Source organism: Bradyrhizobium sp. 160 (assembly GCF_023073735.1).
Lineage (GTDB): Bacteria > Pseudomonadota > Alphaproteobacteria > Rhizobiales > Xanthobacteraceae > Bradyrhizobium.
Genome location: NZ_JADPKD010000001.1, coordinates 1 through 15,228, shown reverse-complemented (window position 1 = coordinate 15,228; position 15,228 = coordinate 1). Strand labels below are relative to the sequence as shown.

The window sequence follows — 15,228 nt, the reverse complement described above, 5'->3', positions numbered from 1 at the left end:
GAAAGCTAATTTCCATATCGGATGAATGAACCTAGCAGATAGAAATTTATCTTCCAGCGAGGACGCGGGCTCTCGCGGAGCGGGCTGCCGCCCTAATCAAGCCGGAGATGCTCGGGCAGTTGCGGCTCGCGGTCAATGAGGTCGGCGAAGAAGCGATCGCAATCCTCGCCATTGATCGCCGCGCACAGACCGTCGATCGCGGCGCCGATCAGGCGCGCCTCGGCCTCATGCAGAAGCCGAACCGCGGTGTCGATAAAGACCAGCACCCTGGCACCGGCCGGCGGGTCCGAGAGCAGCAGCATCGAAACGCGCCGCTGCTCGCCTCGGAACTCGCATAGCGCCGATATCCCGTCAGTCTCAACGATCGTCATCGGCAAGCCGAGGCACATGGCGGATCTCCGATGGTGCAGCCGGTCAGGCCGGCCGCCCCCTCATCTCGTAATGCTGATGATCGATGTCGTTGGCGAGCAGCCGCTCCGATTCTGCCAACGGCGCGGTGCGCGGCATCACCTCGACGCCCCATTCGGCCAGGATCTCGCAACCAAGCTCGAGCGCCGGCGCGATCTGATCGCGCACCGGCTGTGTCAGCGGGCCACCCCAATCCTCGAGGTCGAGCGGCTGGCAGCCGATCAATACGAGATGTCGCGGACAACGGCCAAGCAGGTCGGCCGCGCTGATGACCTCCTGGAAGCCGGTCTGGTGCAAGCTCATCTTCTTGGCGCCGGTGAAACGCGGCACCTCGTCGTCGCGAACGAGCTTCAACTGCCCGGGCTCGAGCCCATAGTCGATCGCGTCGAACACGATCAAACGATCCGCATCCTCCAGGTAGTTCACGAGGTAGAGCCCTTGCGTGCCGCCGTCGAGAATGGTGACGTTGTCGGGCACGGCGTAGCGGCGGTGGAATTTCTCCACCGCGCGCACGCCAAAGCCTTCGTCGGCCCACAGTATGTTGCCGATGCCGAGCACCAGGATGCGGTTTGCTTGCGAAGATGTCGGCATCGGTATCATTCCAGTTTCTCAGTCGCGGAATTGCCGCTCGCCGGAGATCATCGAGGAGACGATGCTCTGGCGCGACATGATGTCCTCACGGACCGCGGCGTAGATGTGCACCATCACGAACACGACCAGCGCCCACATGCCGAGATGATGCCAGGTGTGAACGTCCTGGCTGTTCGGCCAAATCGCGAACACCCAGCCGAACAGCTTGTGCTGCCAACTGTCGATACCCGCACCTTCCGAATAGAGCGCAAAGCCGGTAACGATCATGAACGCCACGAACAGCGTGAAGCCCGTGAACATCGCGGTCCGCGCCAGCGGGTTGTGGCCGACATACATCTTCGGCTCGCGGTCCAGGAACGCATACCAGCGGATTTCATGCAGCACTTCCTTCCAGAAGTGCTTGCGATGCACCGGCAGATAGAAAATCTGCCGGGAATAGTGATTTCCGACGAAGGCCCACAGAATGCGGGCAAGGAAGAACACCGCCAGCACCTGCCCCGCCGCGAAATGGGCAAAGCGGATATAGCCCATCACGAAGTTCGCCGAGGCCTCCCCCTCGACCGACGGCAATGGCGTTCCGATCAGATAACCGGTCACCATCAGCACGATGATCGAGAACGCGTTCACCCAATGGCAGATCCGCACCGGCGCTTCGTAGACATAGACGGCGGGACGGCAGACCCCATGTTCGCCGGCCGCATCGGCCGCTATCGCGGAGAGGTCCGGCTCGGCTTCCGCCGGACGTGCAGCTACATCCATCATGGCGTTTCCCCCTGCTTCACCTGACCTTGACGCTGGCCATTTCCTGGCCGTCCGGACTTATGACATGCGTGGAGCAGGCCAGGCACGGATCGAAGGAATGGATCGTGCGCAGGATCTCCAAAGGCTGCTCGGGATTGACCATCGGGGTGTTCATCAGCGAGGCCTCGAATGCACCGATGTTCCCTTGCGGATCGCGCGGTGAGCCGTTCCAGGTGGTCGGCACCACGCACTGGTAATTGTCGATCTTGGTTTCCTTGATCTTGATCCAGTGCGCGAGTGCGCCGCGCGGCGCCTCGGTGAAGCCAAAACCCTTGGCCTCCTTCGGCCAGCTCTCCGGCTTCCACTTGTCGACGTTCGCGGTCGAGCTGTCGCCGGCCGTGATGTTGGCGACGAGCTTGTCCTGGAAGTAACGCATTTGTCGTCCGGCCCAGACCGACTCCAGCGCGCGCGCCGCCGTCCGACCGAGCGTCGAGAACAGCGCCGATAGCGGAAGGTCCATATCCTTCAGGAACTTGTCGACAGGATCCTTGAACTCGGCCTTGTTCTGCGCATAGCCCACCACCCAACGCGCCAGCGGGCCGACCTCCATGGCGTGACCCCGCCAGCGCGGCGCCTTGATCCATGAATATTTTCCGCCCTCATCGAGCTGCTCGATCGCGGTCTTGGTGCCTTTCGCATTGGGCCCCAGCACGTAGTTCGGCTCGGTTACGCCGTCCCAGGGATGCAGTCCCTTGGTTTCGTCGGGATATTTGTACCAGGAGTGAACCACGAACTCCTGGATCTCATCGGGGTTGGCATGATCGACGGGAAGCACCTCCGAGAGATTGCCGTTTATGATGGCGCCCCGCGGCAGCTTCAGGCTCTTGGAGGAGTAGTCGTTGGCGTGTTCCGGCACGTCGCCATAAGAGAGTACGCTCTTGCCGGAAAGACCGCCGCCGTAGAGCCAGTCCTTGTAGAACGAACCGATCGCCGCCACGTCGGGCAGGTAGACCTGCTCGTTGAACTCGATCAGGCGATCGATGATCGACGAGATCAGGTTCAGGCGCTCGATGTTGATGGCACCGACCGCGCCCGTGCCGTCGACGTTGATCGGAGAGGGCACGCCGCCCACGAGCCAGTTCGGATGCGGATTCTTGCCGCCGAAGATGGTTTGGATCTTGACGATCTCCTTCTGGAAATCGAGCGCCTCCAGATAGTGCGCGACCGTCATCAGATTGGCCTCAGGCGGCAGCTTGTAGGCCTTGCTGCCCCAATAGCCGTTCTTGAAGGGCCCCAACTGCCCCGACTCGAAGAACTTCTTGAGACGGGTTTGCAGGTCCTTGAAGTAACCTGGCGACGACAACGGCCAGCTCGAGATCGACTGCGCGAGCGTCGAGGTTGCCCGCGGGTCGGCCGAAAGCGCGCAGACCAAATCGACCCAATCCAGCGCGTGCAGGTGATAGAAGTGAACGACGTGGTCGTGCACCTGCAAGGCAAGCTGCATCAGATTGCGGATCGAATTGGCGTTCTCCGGAATGGTGATCCCGAGCGCGTTCTCGACCGCGCGCACCGACGTCAGCGCGTGCGTGCCGGTGCAGACGCCGCATATCCGTTCCGTGAACGCCCAGGCGTCGCGGGGATCGCGATCCTTCAGGATCACCTCGATCCCACGCCACATCGTGCCGCTGGAGACTGCGTTTCGGATGACGTTATCGGCGTCGACATTGACCTCGACGCGCATGTGACCTTCGATACGGGTCACCGGATCGACGACGATGCGCTTGCCGGAATTGTCGCGATTGAAGCCTTTGGGAGTCTGGATACCCATGATTTTGTTACTGTTGGATCTCTTTGGCGCTTAGCTGGTGTGGTGCGCGTCTTCGCGCTTGCCGGCGAGCCGCTTCACCGCGGTCACCGCTGCATGCGCGGCGACTGCCGCACCGACGGCTCCGGCCGCCACCATGCCGATCTGGTCGGCGTTCTTCTCGATGCCGAACTGCTTGATGTTGGTGAGACGGTCGTAGAACGAACCCTTGTCCCAGAATCCGTCTTCCGAGCAGCCGATGCAGCCATGGCCCGACTGGATCGGGAAGGAGACGCCGCCATTCCAGCGCACGGTCGAGCAGGCGTTGTAGGTGGTCGGGCCCTTGCAGCCCATCTTGTAGAGACAATAGCCCTTGCGCGCCGCCTCGTCGTCCCACTCCTCGACGAACTGGCCGGCGTCGAAATGCGACCGCCGGTAGCACTTGTCGTGGATACGCTGCGAGTAAAACATCTTCGGCCGGCCCTGACGATCGAGCTCGGGCAATTTGCCGAAAGTGGTGATGAAGGTGATGACGCCGGTCATCACTTCAGCGATCGGGGGGCATCCCGGCACCTTGATGATCCGCTTGTTGGCGATGACCTTGTCGATGGGCGTCGCCTGCGTCGGATTGGGCTTGGCCGCCTGCACGCAGCCCCACGAGGCGCAAGCGCCCCAGGCGATGATCGCCATCGCATCCTCCGCCACCATCTTCAGCTTCTCGACGAACGGCTTGCCGCCGTGGATGCAGAACATGCCGCCTTCGTTCAGCGGCGGATTGCCTTCCACCGCGAGAATGTATTGCCCTTTGTGCTTGGCGCGGGTCTCTTCGAGGATCGCCTCCGCCTGGTGGCCTGCGGCCGCCATGATGGTGCCGTCATAGTCGAGCGAGATCATCGAGAGCACGGCATCCTTCACCAGCGGGTGCGCGGAACGAATGAAGCTCTCGGAACAGCAGGTGCATTCGAGGCCGTGCATCCAGATCACCGGCACGCGCGGCTTGGTCTCGAGCGCGTTCGCGATGCGGCTCGCCCCCAGGGGCCCGAGGCCGAGACTCGTCGCAGTCAGGCTGCAAAATTTGTGAAAGCTCCGACGCGTGATACCTTGTCGCCTGATCACGCTGTAAAACGTTTCCGTCGCCGCGCCCATGAATCGTCCCGCCTCGGCTTTGACTTGTCTATGACGCCAAGGACAGCAAGAAGCAGGCCAAGCACCGGGAGCGTAAGGAAAGTAGAGTGATAGCAAATTGTTGCAGATTTGAATTGCTCGAATTGCGGTGCGCGCGCATGCCCCGACCGAGAAAACGGAAACAATTCGATTTCAGGCGACAACGAAGTTTCCGTCCCCGCGCGAGAGACCACTCAATGCGCGGTGTACGCCATCCAGGGATCGAACGAGCGCACGACGTGCTGGATGGCGACCGAGCGTGCGCCGGCGCCGCCGACATCAGTGCCGATCAGCGCCTGCTCCAGCGGGCCGCCGACATCGGCCGGCTGGAAGGCCAGACTATGCGGCCATTTCCCGGCGAAGATACCCATAGGTTCGAGCAGCCGCGCCCGCGCCGGCAAGACATCACGTGCCGCAGGCCGCGCGTCGCTGCGAAACGGTCCCGTGTCTCCTCATGCCACGAGTGCGCGGCACAGGCCTCGCGAGCGAAGTCCGGCATGAAGAAGATGTAGAAGTGCGTGAGATGATCGCCGGCCTTCTCCGCCTCATGCGCGAGATTGGTGGCGAGAATCCCGTTCGGCGCGACCTCGGCCGCCATCGCATCGCGAAGAGCGACAGCCGCGGCGACCGACTGCGAGACCGAGCAGATGCCGCAGATCCGCGGCGCCAGCGCCCGCGCTTCGATGGGCGGACGCGCCTCCAGGATCTGCTCGAAGCCGCGACACAGCGGCGCCGTCACCTCCGCGCGCATGACCCGCCCACTCTCGACATCGAGGCCAACTTCGAGATCGCCCTCGACGCGTTGAGCGGACCATCGTGAAGCGCGTCATGGCGTGCGCTTGGCCGTCGGGCGGCCGGGCAGCACGACAGCGGTCGCATTCAGCCGCACCCGCCGCGCCGTCGCCGACTTCGACAGGGCCGCGAGCGCCACGAACGAGGTCTTGGGCATGTCGGTCGGAAGTCCGACCGGAATGCCGGCAAGCTTTGCGGATGTCTCTCTCCACAGTGAAACGCGAAGCGACTTGCTCCGGCGCGACCTCCCTCGGTACATCTGGTGCCTACGCGCGATGTTGGAAAGACAATCAATCTTCGACTTGCTTTTTGACGCGACAGATCTTCTTCAACGGAGCCACGTGCCCGAGCTGGCTTTTCGGCCCGATATGTGCAATTTTCGCTTCGCTGGCGAGCACGCCTGAATTCCAACTGCGCAAAGCGAAGGCGCCTCCGAACAGACACGTGGACAAACGTTGGAATGGCTCATCGCCCACTTGGATGAATTTCAAGCAGGGCGAGGGCCGGCGCGACTCCGGTTCGCACTCCACGCCCGTGCTGCCGTCCGCAAGCCCTGTCCTGACGCCTCAGTGAGCGAACAGAGCGCAGCGGCTATACTCAACATACGAGAGGCGGTGATCCGCTTTCGAGCGGGCGCTAACGAATAACTAGGCCAAAGGGGCGACACCTTATGCTCTTAAGAAGTTGGAACGCGGCCCTGGGCCTCAGCGGGGTCAATGCCTAGATCTTGTGATCTGCGGCAGCCGCTTTATCGGCAACGTCCTCGCGAACCGACGCACTATGTCGCCGCGGGGCAGTGTCTAGCGCACCCTCAACGCCCCCTCGCCGGCACATATCGCCGCGGCTTAGCCCAGAGTATAGTATGCAGAGACGTGGCTTGCCCCATCAATGCTTGCCTGTAGAGACCGTTCGGGCCTCGGCTGATCCGAACTCCTCTTCAATCGCGGGACACACCAACTGCACGTCCGGCTCGAAGACGAAGCCGCGTAGCACAAGCGTCATTTCAGCTTGATCTGGACGTCACCACGTCAGAATGCCTTCGGCAATGCCGAAGCCGCACGACTTTCCGGTCGCGTTAGTGTCGAGATCGCAGCAATGACCAGAACAAAAATTTAGCTGTCGGTGAAGCTCCACTGTCACATTCAACGGGTCCTAGTCATTGTATTCGTTTTGGGCACAGCTGAGCCACTGACCGCCACCTCAAAACTAAACATCGTTACCGTCTTGATGGACCATCAGGAGGCTGGGACATGCTGGGCCCTCATCGTTTGATTCTAAGTTTTCAGGATTTTGCGCCATGTCATATCCACCCCCTCAAACCAAGCTGCATGCTGTGCTGAAAGGTGCTCTGGAGGATGCTGTCCGGATGGTGCCTGAAGCAAAGCGGACGTCTTCATTGAAGGCTTGCCTCGCCGAGAAGGTTCTAACTCTGGCCGCGCGGGGCGAGAGCAATCCAACGATCCTAACTCGTCTCGCCGTGCTGACAGTGCAGAAATCCTGCCATGGCTGTTACGGATGTGAAAGGTGGTAGTCGCACGGGGGAGCCCGCGAGGCGCGAATTGATTAATTTGAACTGGAAGGCCGGGCTTTCTGGCGTCACAGTAGCGCGGTTGGCGATACGCTTTTCGCTGACGTGATGGGAGACTCGTTCACTATGTCATAGCGTCCGCGTGACCCAGTAGCGGCCACCCACGCCGAGGCCAAACTTAACGCATATAAAATATGACAGAACTTCCTTCGATCTGTAAAGCGCCACTGCCTCGCTTCGGGAATGTCGTTTTCGCGACACATGAGCGTGCATTGAAACACGACCGCGGAATCGAACACAACACACATTTGCCGAATACCGGAGTGCACATGCAGGGAGGGCCAGACTTTGGTGACGGAAACGGTCGCCTTGATCACGCAGGCGAATACTACCCAAGAGCCTAAGTACTGTTCGCTCGAAACGTCGGCTGGTTTTGCGACGTGATATCCGCGAAGATCCGCAGCATCCCACACAATGGCGCTCGCGTCGGTGTAGATGGGCTCCGTCGCAGAGATGGACCCGCGAGGGCCATCGCCGCAATCCTTTAGTCGAGCTTCGCTGGGATCGCTCCAACCGCAATTTAAACTTGCGTAGGCGGACGCGAGCGCGAAAAGGCCCCTGGGAGAAGCGCGCGATCGAAGTCCTCGAGGATGGTGCTCGCAGGTACAGCTGGTTATGATCGGCGGAAAGAGTTGCTGTGCAACGCTCCAGCAGCAGCCGTCACCTGTAGCGGGCAAGATCAACGCATGAACAGCACCTCTTCACCAGTCAATGCGATCGCAGCCGAGCTTGGCCGCCTCGATCCCGCATACGCGCCGACGCCACTCCTGAACCTTCCGACGCTTGCGGAGCGGCTCGGAGTGGCGCAGGTGCTAGCGAAAGACGAGGGCCGCCGCATGCTCGGCAGCTTCAAGTCGCTTGGTGGCACCTATGCCGGGTTGCGCGCGCTCGCCCGGGCCTCGCGCATGCAGTTGGCCGACCTTCTCGCGGCCCGACCTAAGGGGCAGCCGACCCTGGTCTGCGCCAGTGACGGTAATCACGGGCTCGCGGTAGCTGCCGCCGCGCGCTTTGCCGGGGCGCCCGCCCGCGTGTTCCTGCACGAGGGCGTGCCGAACGCGCGCGCGCGCCGCATCGAGAATCAGGGTGCCGAGATCGTCTGGGTGCCGGGCACCTACGACAATGCAGTTGATGCGGCCGCAGCCGCGGCCTGCCAGGGCGCCGGCATTCTTGTCGCCGACACGACCGACGATCCGAACGATCCCATCGTTTGCGACGTCATGGCGGGATACGGCGTTACGGCGGCGGAAATCCGCGATCAAGTAGACTTCGCCGGCCATGGGCGTCCGACACACGTCTTTATACAAGCTGGTGTCGGCGGACTCGCCGCTGCCATCGCCGAGGGCCTCTCGGGCTGGCTGGCACCTCCGGGATGCATCGTGACGGTCGAGCCGGAAACCGCCGCGTGTCTTGCGCCCGCGCTCGCGGCCGGTCACCCGATTCGGGTGATGGGCGATCTCCGAACATCCGCGGAGATGCTCTCCTGCGGCCAGGCGAGTGCGCCCGCCGTTGCGGTGCTCAGGCGTCACGGCGCTCGGGCCATCACCGTGCCCGAGGCGGAATTGGTGGATGCTGTTCGCGTACTCTCCGCCCATGATGGCCTCGCCACCACGCCGTCCGGTGCAGCGGGCCTGGCGGGTGCTATGGCTGCGCTCGCAGACCCGAGCCATACAAGCGATCTCGGACTCGACCGGTCGAGCCGCATTCTCGTCCTCCTCACCGAATGCGCCTGGGAGGACCGAACGTGAGCACCGCGATCTTCGCTCCTAGTTCGACTTGCATCCTCTCAGTGAGGCCATGTCTGGCAGGCTCGAGGCTTCATGATTAGATCATCGGCGGTCCGTCTCCGGCTCCGGAACCAGCGGCGCGCCCCCGACGGAAACCGGCCCTTCTGGTTTAGGCGGGCGAGTGGCTCTTGTAGTCGGCTTTGATGCGGCCTGGGCTGCCGGCGGACGAATATCTGCAGGAAGAGGCGCAGCAATGTTCTGCAGAGACTCAATTCTTGAGGTCAGGGCTGCGATTTGATCTAACATCCGTTTCAAATCGGCTTGCTGCGCATCGATGTTGCGGTTAAGCGCTGAAATCTCCTCGCTCACCTCCTGTTGCCCCGACCGGATCTCCGAAAGCGCTGCCTTGTCTTCAGGTGACAACGCCGGCATTGGGACGACTTCACGTGCCGTTAACGCCTCGATCATTCGGTCGATATGGGGCCAGTAAAATGCACCCCCAACGCATAGCCCGATGAAGACGGCGATAAATCCAAAAACCCACGGAAGGCGTCTTGATGACTTCTGCAAGACGGGCGGCAACTCCGAACCGTTCGCTTGATCAATCACATTCATCATTCTTTCTCTCGATCTATAATAGCTCTCGTTGCCGAGATAATAGATGACGGTCAAGAGCGTCCATGTGAAAGTAATTGGCATGCGCACAAAGATATCGGGAAAGATCATGCCGCTTCAGCGTCCATCTCGTTCAACAAATCGATGTTTAACCGCGCCAACAGGCACTCGGCGCATTAACGCTGCACAGGCAATGAAAAAACGCACGATACGATCGCGGCCATAGCTCTAAGTACACTCGCGGTGGCGCGGGCTCCTCCGCACAGGCCGCAATCTGCGGGCGCTCTATCGAAAGATAAACAAGCACGCTCGCAGAAGGCGGGCTCAGCTTCTCAGATCAACTCTGCGCCTGAATGGATGGCTTTAGCGCGCTTCACCATCTAAATCCTGCTGGTCCACCATGGAGCAAACAGGAGAGCCTGCGGCAGCGATCAGGTTGAAATCGGGCGAGAGCCGATCTCGACATACTCGGAGTTTCAATATGCGAGGCCAGACAGCCGCTGGGACAGTCCGACGTCGACGAGGCGTCCGACGACGATCCCGTGCGAATACCGCTCGATGATCTCGTCGACTTCGCATTCGAGTGCAGCCAATGCCTCGCCAAGCAAGGGCACGCCACTGACACCTCTCGTCCAGGAGAAACCGTCGAAACGCTCTTTGCCTTTGAATCGGCCATTACTGAAGCGTTCGGCAATGTCGCGTTGATCCGCGCCAAGGATATTCGCTCCAAAGGTCCTGTGGCGCGCAATTAGAGAAAACGAGGAGGCTTGCCTGTTGATGTTGACGAGAAGCTGCGGAGGATCGACGCTGAGCGAGGTAACCCGTTGAAGTTTGCGGGGACCCAGCGCGGCCCCTCGATCTTTGTCTGGCTTTTCACAGCCGTGTACGAAAGACGACATCACCGTGGCGCATGGCGAGCTGTTTCAAAGCGTAATCAGGCGGTTCAACGCGTGGGGAGCGCTGGCATGGTCGTTGCTCTCGCAGCCGGCAACAACGGCGCTGGCCACTCCCCTTCTGGCGCGCGAGGAATGGTGCAATATGAGCTTGGTAAGATCATTGGAAAGTGCGGAAGTTGATGCCTTCTATACGTTCGATGAGGGGCGTCTTGCATCCGTCACGCGCGAATTCACCGAGCATTTCTCAGGACGCGTGCTGTATGCGGTGAAGGCGAATCCGTTGCCCAAAATTCTTCACGCGGTCTCTCGCGCCGGAGTGGCCGGATTCGACGTGGCGTCGCTGGCCGAAGCTCGCCTTGTCCATTCGACTGTTCCCCGGGCCTGTTCATGGTTCATGAATCCCGTGAAATCTCGTCGCGATATCGAACGGACGTTCCGAGATCTGGGGGTTCGCGACTATGTGATCGATTGCGAAGCCGAGCTGCGGAAGCTCCTTGAGGTGCTGCCGTCGCATGATCCGGAAATACGAATCTACGTCCGGTTCAAGTGTAGCGGGACGTGCGCCATCTTAGACTTAAACGGCAAGTTTGGTGTCTCGCCCGCCGAAGCGAGCCGTCTGCTGGGTCTCGTCAACGCGCAATCGCGCTGGACCACGGGCTTGGCCTTTCACCCAGGTTCCCAAACGATCGTTGTCGATCCGTATCTGCATGGCATTCGGGCGGCCGTCGACATTATAGAAGCTGTTTCTCCGGCTCCCACAGCGCTCGATATTGGTGGCGGCTTTCCCGGCCATTATCTGAACGTCCCCTATAACTCTCCCTTGAGCATGCTCTCCGACATCACGAAACTTGTGCGCGAAACGGATGCACTGAAGCGTGTTGAACTCTTGTGTGAGCCCGGACGAGCACTGGTTCATGATAGCATCTCTTTGTTTTGCCGGGTGATCTTAAGAAAAGACGGGGCGCTCTACTGCGGCGCGGGCATCTTCAGCGGGCTCTCACCTGCCCGGCAATATTTTCTGCTGCCCGCCCGTGCTTGGCGTGGGGGACGGCCGATCCAGACTGAGGAGTGGCAGGACTTCATCATCTTCGGCCCAACTTGCGACGGCACGGACAGGCTTGGATTCTCGTATTCACTGCCACGCGATTTGCACGAAGGCGATTGGATTGAATTCCAGAATGTGGGCGCCTATACGCAAATGGCGAGATTCAACGGGTTCTCGGTCGATAAGATCGTGGCTGTAGGGCAGGATGAACTTACCATGTTGCCCGCCGCGTAGTTGCTCATGAACATACTAATCAGGTGAATTCTAAAGTTCGCCACATAAAGTCCGGTGGGCTTTGTGGTGGCAGAAGTTGGCGATGTCTCGTTTTGTAACCAGAGCGAACTGGCATAGAATGAGCCAGTGCATGGCGAACGGTAGGGCCTCGTGACCTCGCAGTGGCAATATCAAGTTAGGTTTGATGTCCGCGATACTGCGGTAGCGGAATCAATACGTCGAAATTTTCGCGATCCGGCACTGAGGCCTCTATTCGATATACTCACGGCGCATGGTGCGGCACCGAAATGTCAGTTCGACGCCTTTGCGGAGTATGTCGCCGCGGCAGAGGAAAACGGCGTCAAAGTTATCCGCTCTATCGGTGGACGAAGGCAACGATCGAAGATCCGAAGAAGAAGGAAAAATATCTGAAATCCTTTACGCTCTACGTGGATGATCAAGAGATCTATGAAAGGGAGATTGCTGACGCGCTAGAAGCGGACTTGCAGCCGGTCGCCCGTAGCGGGATCATCAGTCAAATATCTAAGTTCGACAGCAATCCTCCCAACAATCCTCAACCGCCAGAACGCTCCCGCGAGTGAGGCTAGCTCGCTATGCGGGTGAGTTGAGACGACCGCTCCTGGGCCCATCGCGACATTTTGCGCTGGGTGTATGGGTACCTCACACCCGTTTTGCCTTTAGTCTAGGCAAAGTTAAGCTAGCCGATCGAGAGATGACGAATCGCGGTCTATAAGAACGGGCGTTATCTGCGCGAGTCTAACAGCGAGCCATTTGACCAGAATCATGAGCGAGGAGCCACGGCTCCCTATGCCGGAATTTACCGGTGCATGGGCTGGCATCGCGAGATCGGCATCGTAGCGGACCACGTCTTACCGCCACAAGGACATCATACGCACGCGGTGCATTTTTCAAGCGTGACCACCCGGTTCGCAGACTTACTCGGAAATACAAGGAATATTGATTTTGGCGACTGAGTGGGCCTATCTTTTCGACTTTGCAAGCCTAACAGCCTGCATTGAACGCGGCGGCATTTTCGCGGCGAGCTTAGAGCAAGCGCATCAGCTGTCAGCCGTTTCATAATTGCGATGGAATTGGTGGGTAATTCTTTGGAATGCGTGGACTTCTGATCGTTTTTGTGGCGCTTACAATAGTGTTGGCGGCACGCGGCCGACACCAAGATGGCTTTGTGCCGCGGCTGACCGCGTCCATGCCGCCAGTCAACGTGCCCTAGTCTTATGATCGTGCTCGAGTAGCGCGACCATTTGACTTTCCGCTGACAGATCCGGGCAGCCGGCTTTCCCGCAGCCCCGCTCTTCCGGGGGACAACCCGCGTCATATCCGCGCCTGTGCCCAAATGTGAGCGGCGTCTTACCATCCGGCGGTGAGCCAAGCGCATCTGTCGGACGCGCGTTTCTAAGAACCAGCCACAGCGAGCTTCACGACAGTCGCTGATGACCGGGCTCATCTTGCATGAGCCTAGGATTTGGGACATTTGCACTCTATGTCACTCGTTCGGACGGGCTTCGGGTACCGAAGCCTGTCGCCGCCTATTTCGATACGTCACATTTTGACGTAAGGTGCGATTCAAGCGCCTTAGATAGCTTGTCGTGTGAGACTTTTCGGACGACTCGGTTGTGTCGCAGGTAATCCGAGGCGCACAGTATGTGTACGATGTCCAACATGAATCCTATCAAGCTCCAAAGCTAAAGACGCGCCCAAAGCACAAGGCAGCATCTTAAGTCTAGCTTTAAGGTCACGTGGCGAATGCAAGTCGATGTGTTCGGCGCCGAAGGTCGGCGGCGATGGAGTTGCGACGAGAAGGTTCGTCATGTCGGATGGACCTTGCAGTCTGGCGAGACGGTCTGCGGCGTCGCGCGCCGGTACGGGGTGGCTCACAGCCTGCTGTTCACCAGGCTTCGACAAGTGCACCAGGGGCGACCGGGCGGAGATTCCGTGCAGCTCTTGTTCCTGTCGAGATCACAACTACGCTGACTCCGATACGCCGCCACCGGCGTCTTCACAGCTCGCCCATCGCTTCAGGATTTAGTTGAACGCCTTGGCTTGGCCAGGTCATGGCCGCCGGACAGTTTGGCGAGCTGTTTGCGCATATAGACCTATCGCGATGCCGGCATGCCCTTTCGCGCAAACCGGGGCATCGGCGCGCACGCTGTCTGGAGCACGGGCGATCCGCCCAGCAGCGACTTCGGCGCGCAAAGGTGATCTGATACTGGACGAGGTGTCGAACGATCTGCGCTAGCTCTCGCAGCCAGCGTTGCCTGGCCTCGAGTTGCTGAGTATCGGATCATCGATCAAGCGGAGCGATACCTCCAATTCCCGACCTCCGCGTTAGGTTCTAAACGCATCGCAATCTTAGAACGAAATCAGCCGACGATTCTCATTTGAACCGGCACCAGATCGGCGGGCCTTTACCATCTCGAATTTAGGGCAGAGGAATTGAACTGTAGATGACATTAGGTCGAGAGACAGAGCCATACGACTCACTCAGAAGAAGAACGACGCTCGGCGGCAAACTCGAAGAGGTGATTTGGGGCAGCCCCACAGAGATCCCGCGGGCCCAGCCGATTTTCCTGCTACAAACACTTGTTCCCCAAAAAATCGGTCCTATTTCAGCTGCGCCTGCATTGGCACTCGCAGGCAGCGATTGCTAGCAATCGTGAAATTTTCAACGGGTGTAAATGCTTAGGAGATCTGTATGGAATTCCGTCCGCTTCACGACCGGGTCGTGGTCAAGCGCATCGACGCAGAAGAAAAGACCGCTGGCGGCATCATCATTCCGGACACTGCCAAGGAAAAGCCTTCGCAAGGTGAAGTCATCGCCGTCGGCCCCGGAGGCCGCGACGAGAGTGGCAAGCTGATCCCGATCGACGTCCTGGTCGGCGACCGCGTCCTGTTCGGCAAGTGGTCAGGCACCGAGGTCAAGATCGACGGCCAAGAGCTGTTGATCATGAAGGAGAGCGACATCCTGGGCGTTCTCACGGACGCGTCCGCCAAGAAGAAGGCCGCCTAAACCATCGCTCGCACCGCTCATCCTGAGGAGCGCCTGCTGGGCGTCGCCAAGGGTGAGACCAAGTAAAACATTCAGGAAAACCCACATGTCAGCCAAAGAAGTCAAGTTCGGCGTAGACGCCCGCGACCGCATGTTGCGCGGCGTCGAAATTCTCAACAACGCGGTAAAGGTCACGCTCGGCCCCAAGGGCCGCAACGTCGTGCTCGACAAGTCGTTCGGCGCTCCCCGCATCACCAAGGACGGCGTCACCGTCGCCAAGGAGATCGAGCTCGACGACAAGTTCGAGAACATGGGTGCGCAGATGGTGCGCGAAGTCGCCTCCAAGTCCGCCGATGCGGCCGGCGACGGCACCACCACCGCAACGGTGCTTGCCGCTGCGATCGTTCGTGAAGGCGCCAAGTCGGTTGCCGCCGGCATGAACCCGATGGACCTGAAACGTGGTATCGACCTGGCCGTGGAAGCCGTGGTCGCCGACCTCGTCAAGAACTCCAAGAAGGTTACCTCGAACGACGAAATCGCCCAGGTCGGCACCATTTCCGCCAACGGCGACGCCGAGATCGGCAAGTTCCTCTCCGACGCCATGAAGAAGGTCGGCAAC

13 protein-coding genes and 2 pseudogenes are annotated in these 15,228 nt (G+C 59.9%); 6 read left to right on the top strand and 9 right to left on the bottom strand.

Annotation, left to right across the window (positions count from 1 at the left end):
* Positions 1-92: 92 nt before the first annotated feature.
* The 7 genes and pseudogenes from IVA98_RS00070 to IVA98_RS00040 form a co-directional block, all read right to left on the bottom strand.
* Positions 93-389 carry a HypC/HybG/HupF family hydrogenase formation chaperone gene (locus IVA98_RS00070; RefSeq protein WP_247300994.1) on the bottom strand — a complete coding sequence of 99 codons (297 nt, stop codon included), beginning with the start codon at positions 387-389 and terminating at the stop codon, positions 93-95.
* A 25-nt stretch (positions 390-414) separates the two neighbouring features.
* A complete protein-coding gene (locus tag IVA98_RS00065; protein ID WP_247335157.1) occupies positions 415-999 on the bottom strand; it encodes a hydrogenase maturation protease HybD family protein in 585 nt (194 codons plus the stop codon).
* A gap of 18 nt (positions 1,000-1,017) precedes the next feature.
* A complete protein-coding gene (cybH, locus tag IVA98_RS00060) occupies positions 1,018-1,761 on the bottom strand; it encodes a Ni/Fe-hydrogenase, b-type cytochrome subunit (protein WP_247354103.1) in 744 nt (247 codons plus the stop codon).
* Positions 1,762-1,777: 16 nt separating this feature from the next.
* Positions 1,778-3,568 (bottom strand): nickel-dependent hydrogenase large subunit, encoded by a 1,791-nt coding sequence (locus IVA98_RS00055; protein WP_247354102.1) that lies wholly within the window; start codon positions 3,566-3,568, stop codon positions 1,778-1,780.
* A gap of 30 nt (positions 3,569-3,598) precedes the next feature.
* Positions 3,599-4,690 (bottom strand): hydrogenase small subunit, encoded by a 1,092-nt coding sequence (locus IVA98_RS00050; protein ID WP_247354101.1) that lies wholly within the window; start codon positions 4,688-4,690, stop codon positions 3,599-3,601.
* A gap of 317 nt (positions 4,691-5,007) precedes the next feature.
* Positions 5,008-5,510, bottom strand: a pseudogene (locus IVA98_RS00045) (nickel-dependent hydrogenase large subunit); the annotation flags it as partial.
* A 24-nt stretch (positions 5,511-5,534) separates the two neighbouring features.
* A pseudogene (locus IVA98_RS00040) lies at positions 5,535-5,699 on the bottom strand (NADH-quinone oxidoreductase subunit B family protein); the annotation flags it as partial.
* A 2,075-nt stretch (positions 5,700-7,774) separates the two neighbouring features.
* On the opposite strand from IVA98_RS00040, the gene IVA98_RS00035 reads away from it, so the two are divergent.
* Positions 7,775-8,833 (top strand): pyridoxal-phosphate dependent enzyme, encoded by a 1,059-nt coding sequence (locus IVA98_RS00035; RefSeq protein WP_247277981.1) that lies wholly within the window; start codon positions 7,775-7,777, stop codon positions 8,831-8,833.
* An 81-nt stretch (positions 8,834-8,914) separates the two neighbouring features.
* Here IVA98_RS00035 and IVA98_RS00030 read toward each other — a convergent pair whose 3' ends face one another.
* A complete protein-coding gene (locus IVA98_RS00030; RefSeq protein WP_247277982.1) occupies positions 8,915-9,538 on the bottom strand; it encodes a hypothetical protein in 624 nt (207 codons plus the stop codon).
* Positions 9,539-9,903: 365 nt separating this feature from the next.
* A complete protein-coding gene (locus tag IVA98_RS00025) occupies positions 9,904-10,326 on the bottom strand; it encodes a flavin reductase family protein (protein WP_346657667.1) in 423 nt (140 codons plus the stop codon).
* 4 nt (positions 10,327-10,330) lie between these two features.
* On the opposite strand from IVA98_RS00025, the gene IVA98_RS00020 reads away from it, so the two are divergent.
* From IVA98_RS00020 to IVA98_RS00005, 5 genes are all read left to right on the top strand, one after another.
* The gene (locus IVA98_RS00020) at positions 10,331-11,602 is read left to right on the top strand and encodes a type III PLP-dependent enzyme domain-containing protein (RefSeq protein ID WP_247354100.1); all 1,272 of its coding nucleotides are present in this window, start codon (positions 10,331-10,333) and stop codon (positions 11,600-11,602) included.
* Between the two features lie 287 nt (positions 11,603-11,889).
* Complete coding sequence (locus IVA98_RS00015) at positions 11,890-12,183, top strand: hypothetical protein (protein WP_346657666.1); 294 nt, start codon at positions 11,890-11,892, stop codon at positions 12,181-12,183.
* Positions 12,184-13,366: 1,183 nt separating this feature from the next.
* The gene (locus IVA98_RS37405; RefSeq protein WP_524536330.1) at positions 13,367-13,594 is read left to right on the top strand and encodes a transposase; all 228 of its coding nucleotides are present in this window, start codon (positions 13,367-13,369) and stop codon (positions 13,592-13,594) included.
* A 721-nt stretch (positions 13,595-14,315) separates the two neighbouring features.
* The gene (gene groES / locus IVA98_RS00010) at positions 14,316-14,630 is read left to right on the top strand and encodes a co-chaperone GroES (RefSeq protein ID WP_247277985.1); all 315 of its coding nucleotides are present in this window, start codon (positions 14,316-14,318) and stop codon (positions 14,628-14,630) included.
* A gap of 85 nt (positions 14,631-14,715) precedes the next feature.
* The coding region (locus IVA98_RS00005) for a TCP-1/cpn60 chaperonin family protein (protein WP_276577926.1) at positions 14,716-15,228 on the top strand (513 nt) is incomplete at its 3' end.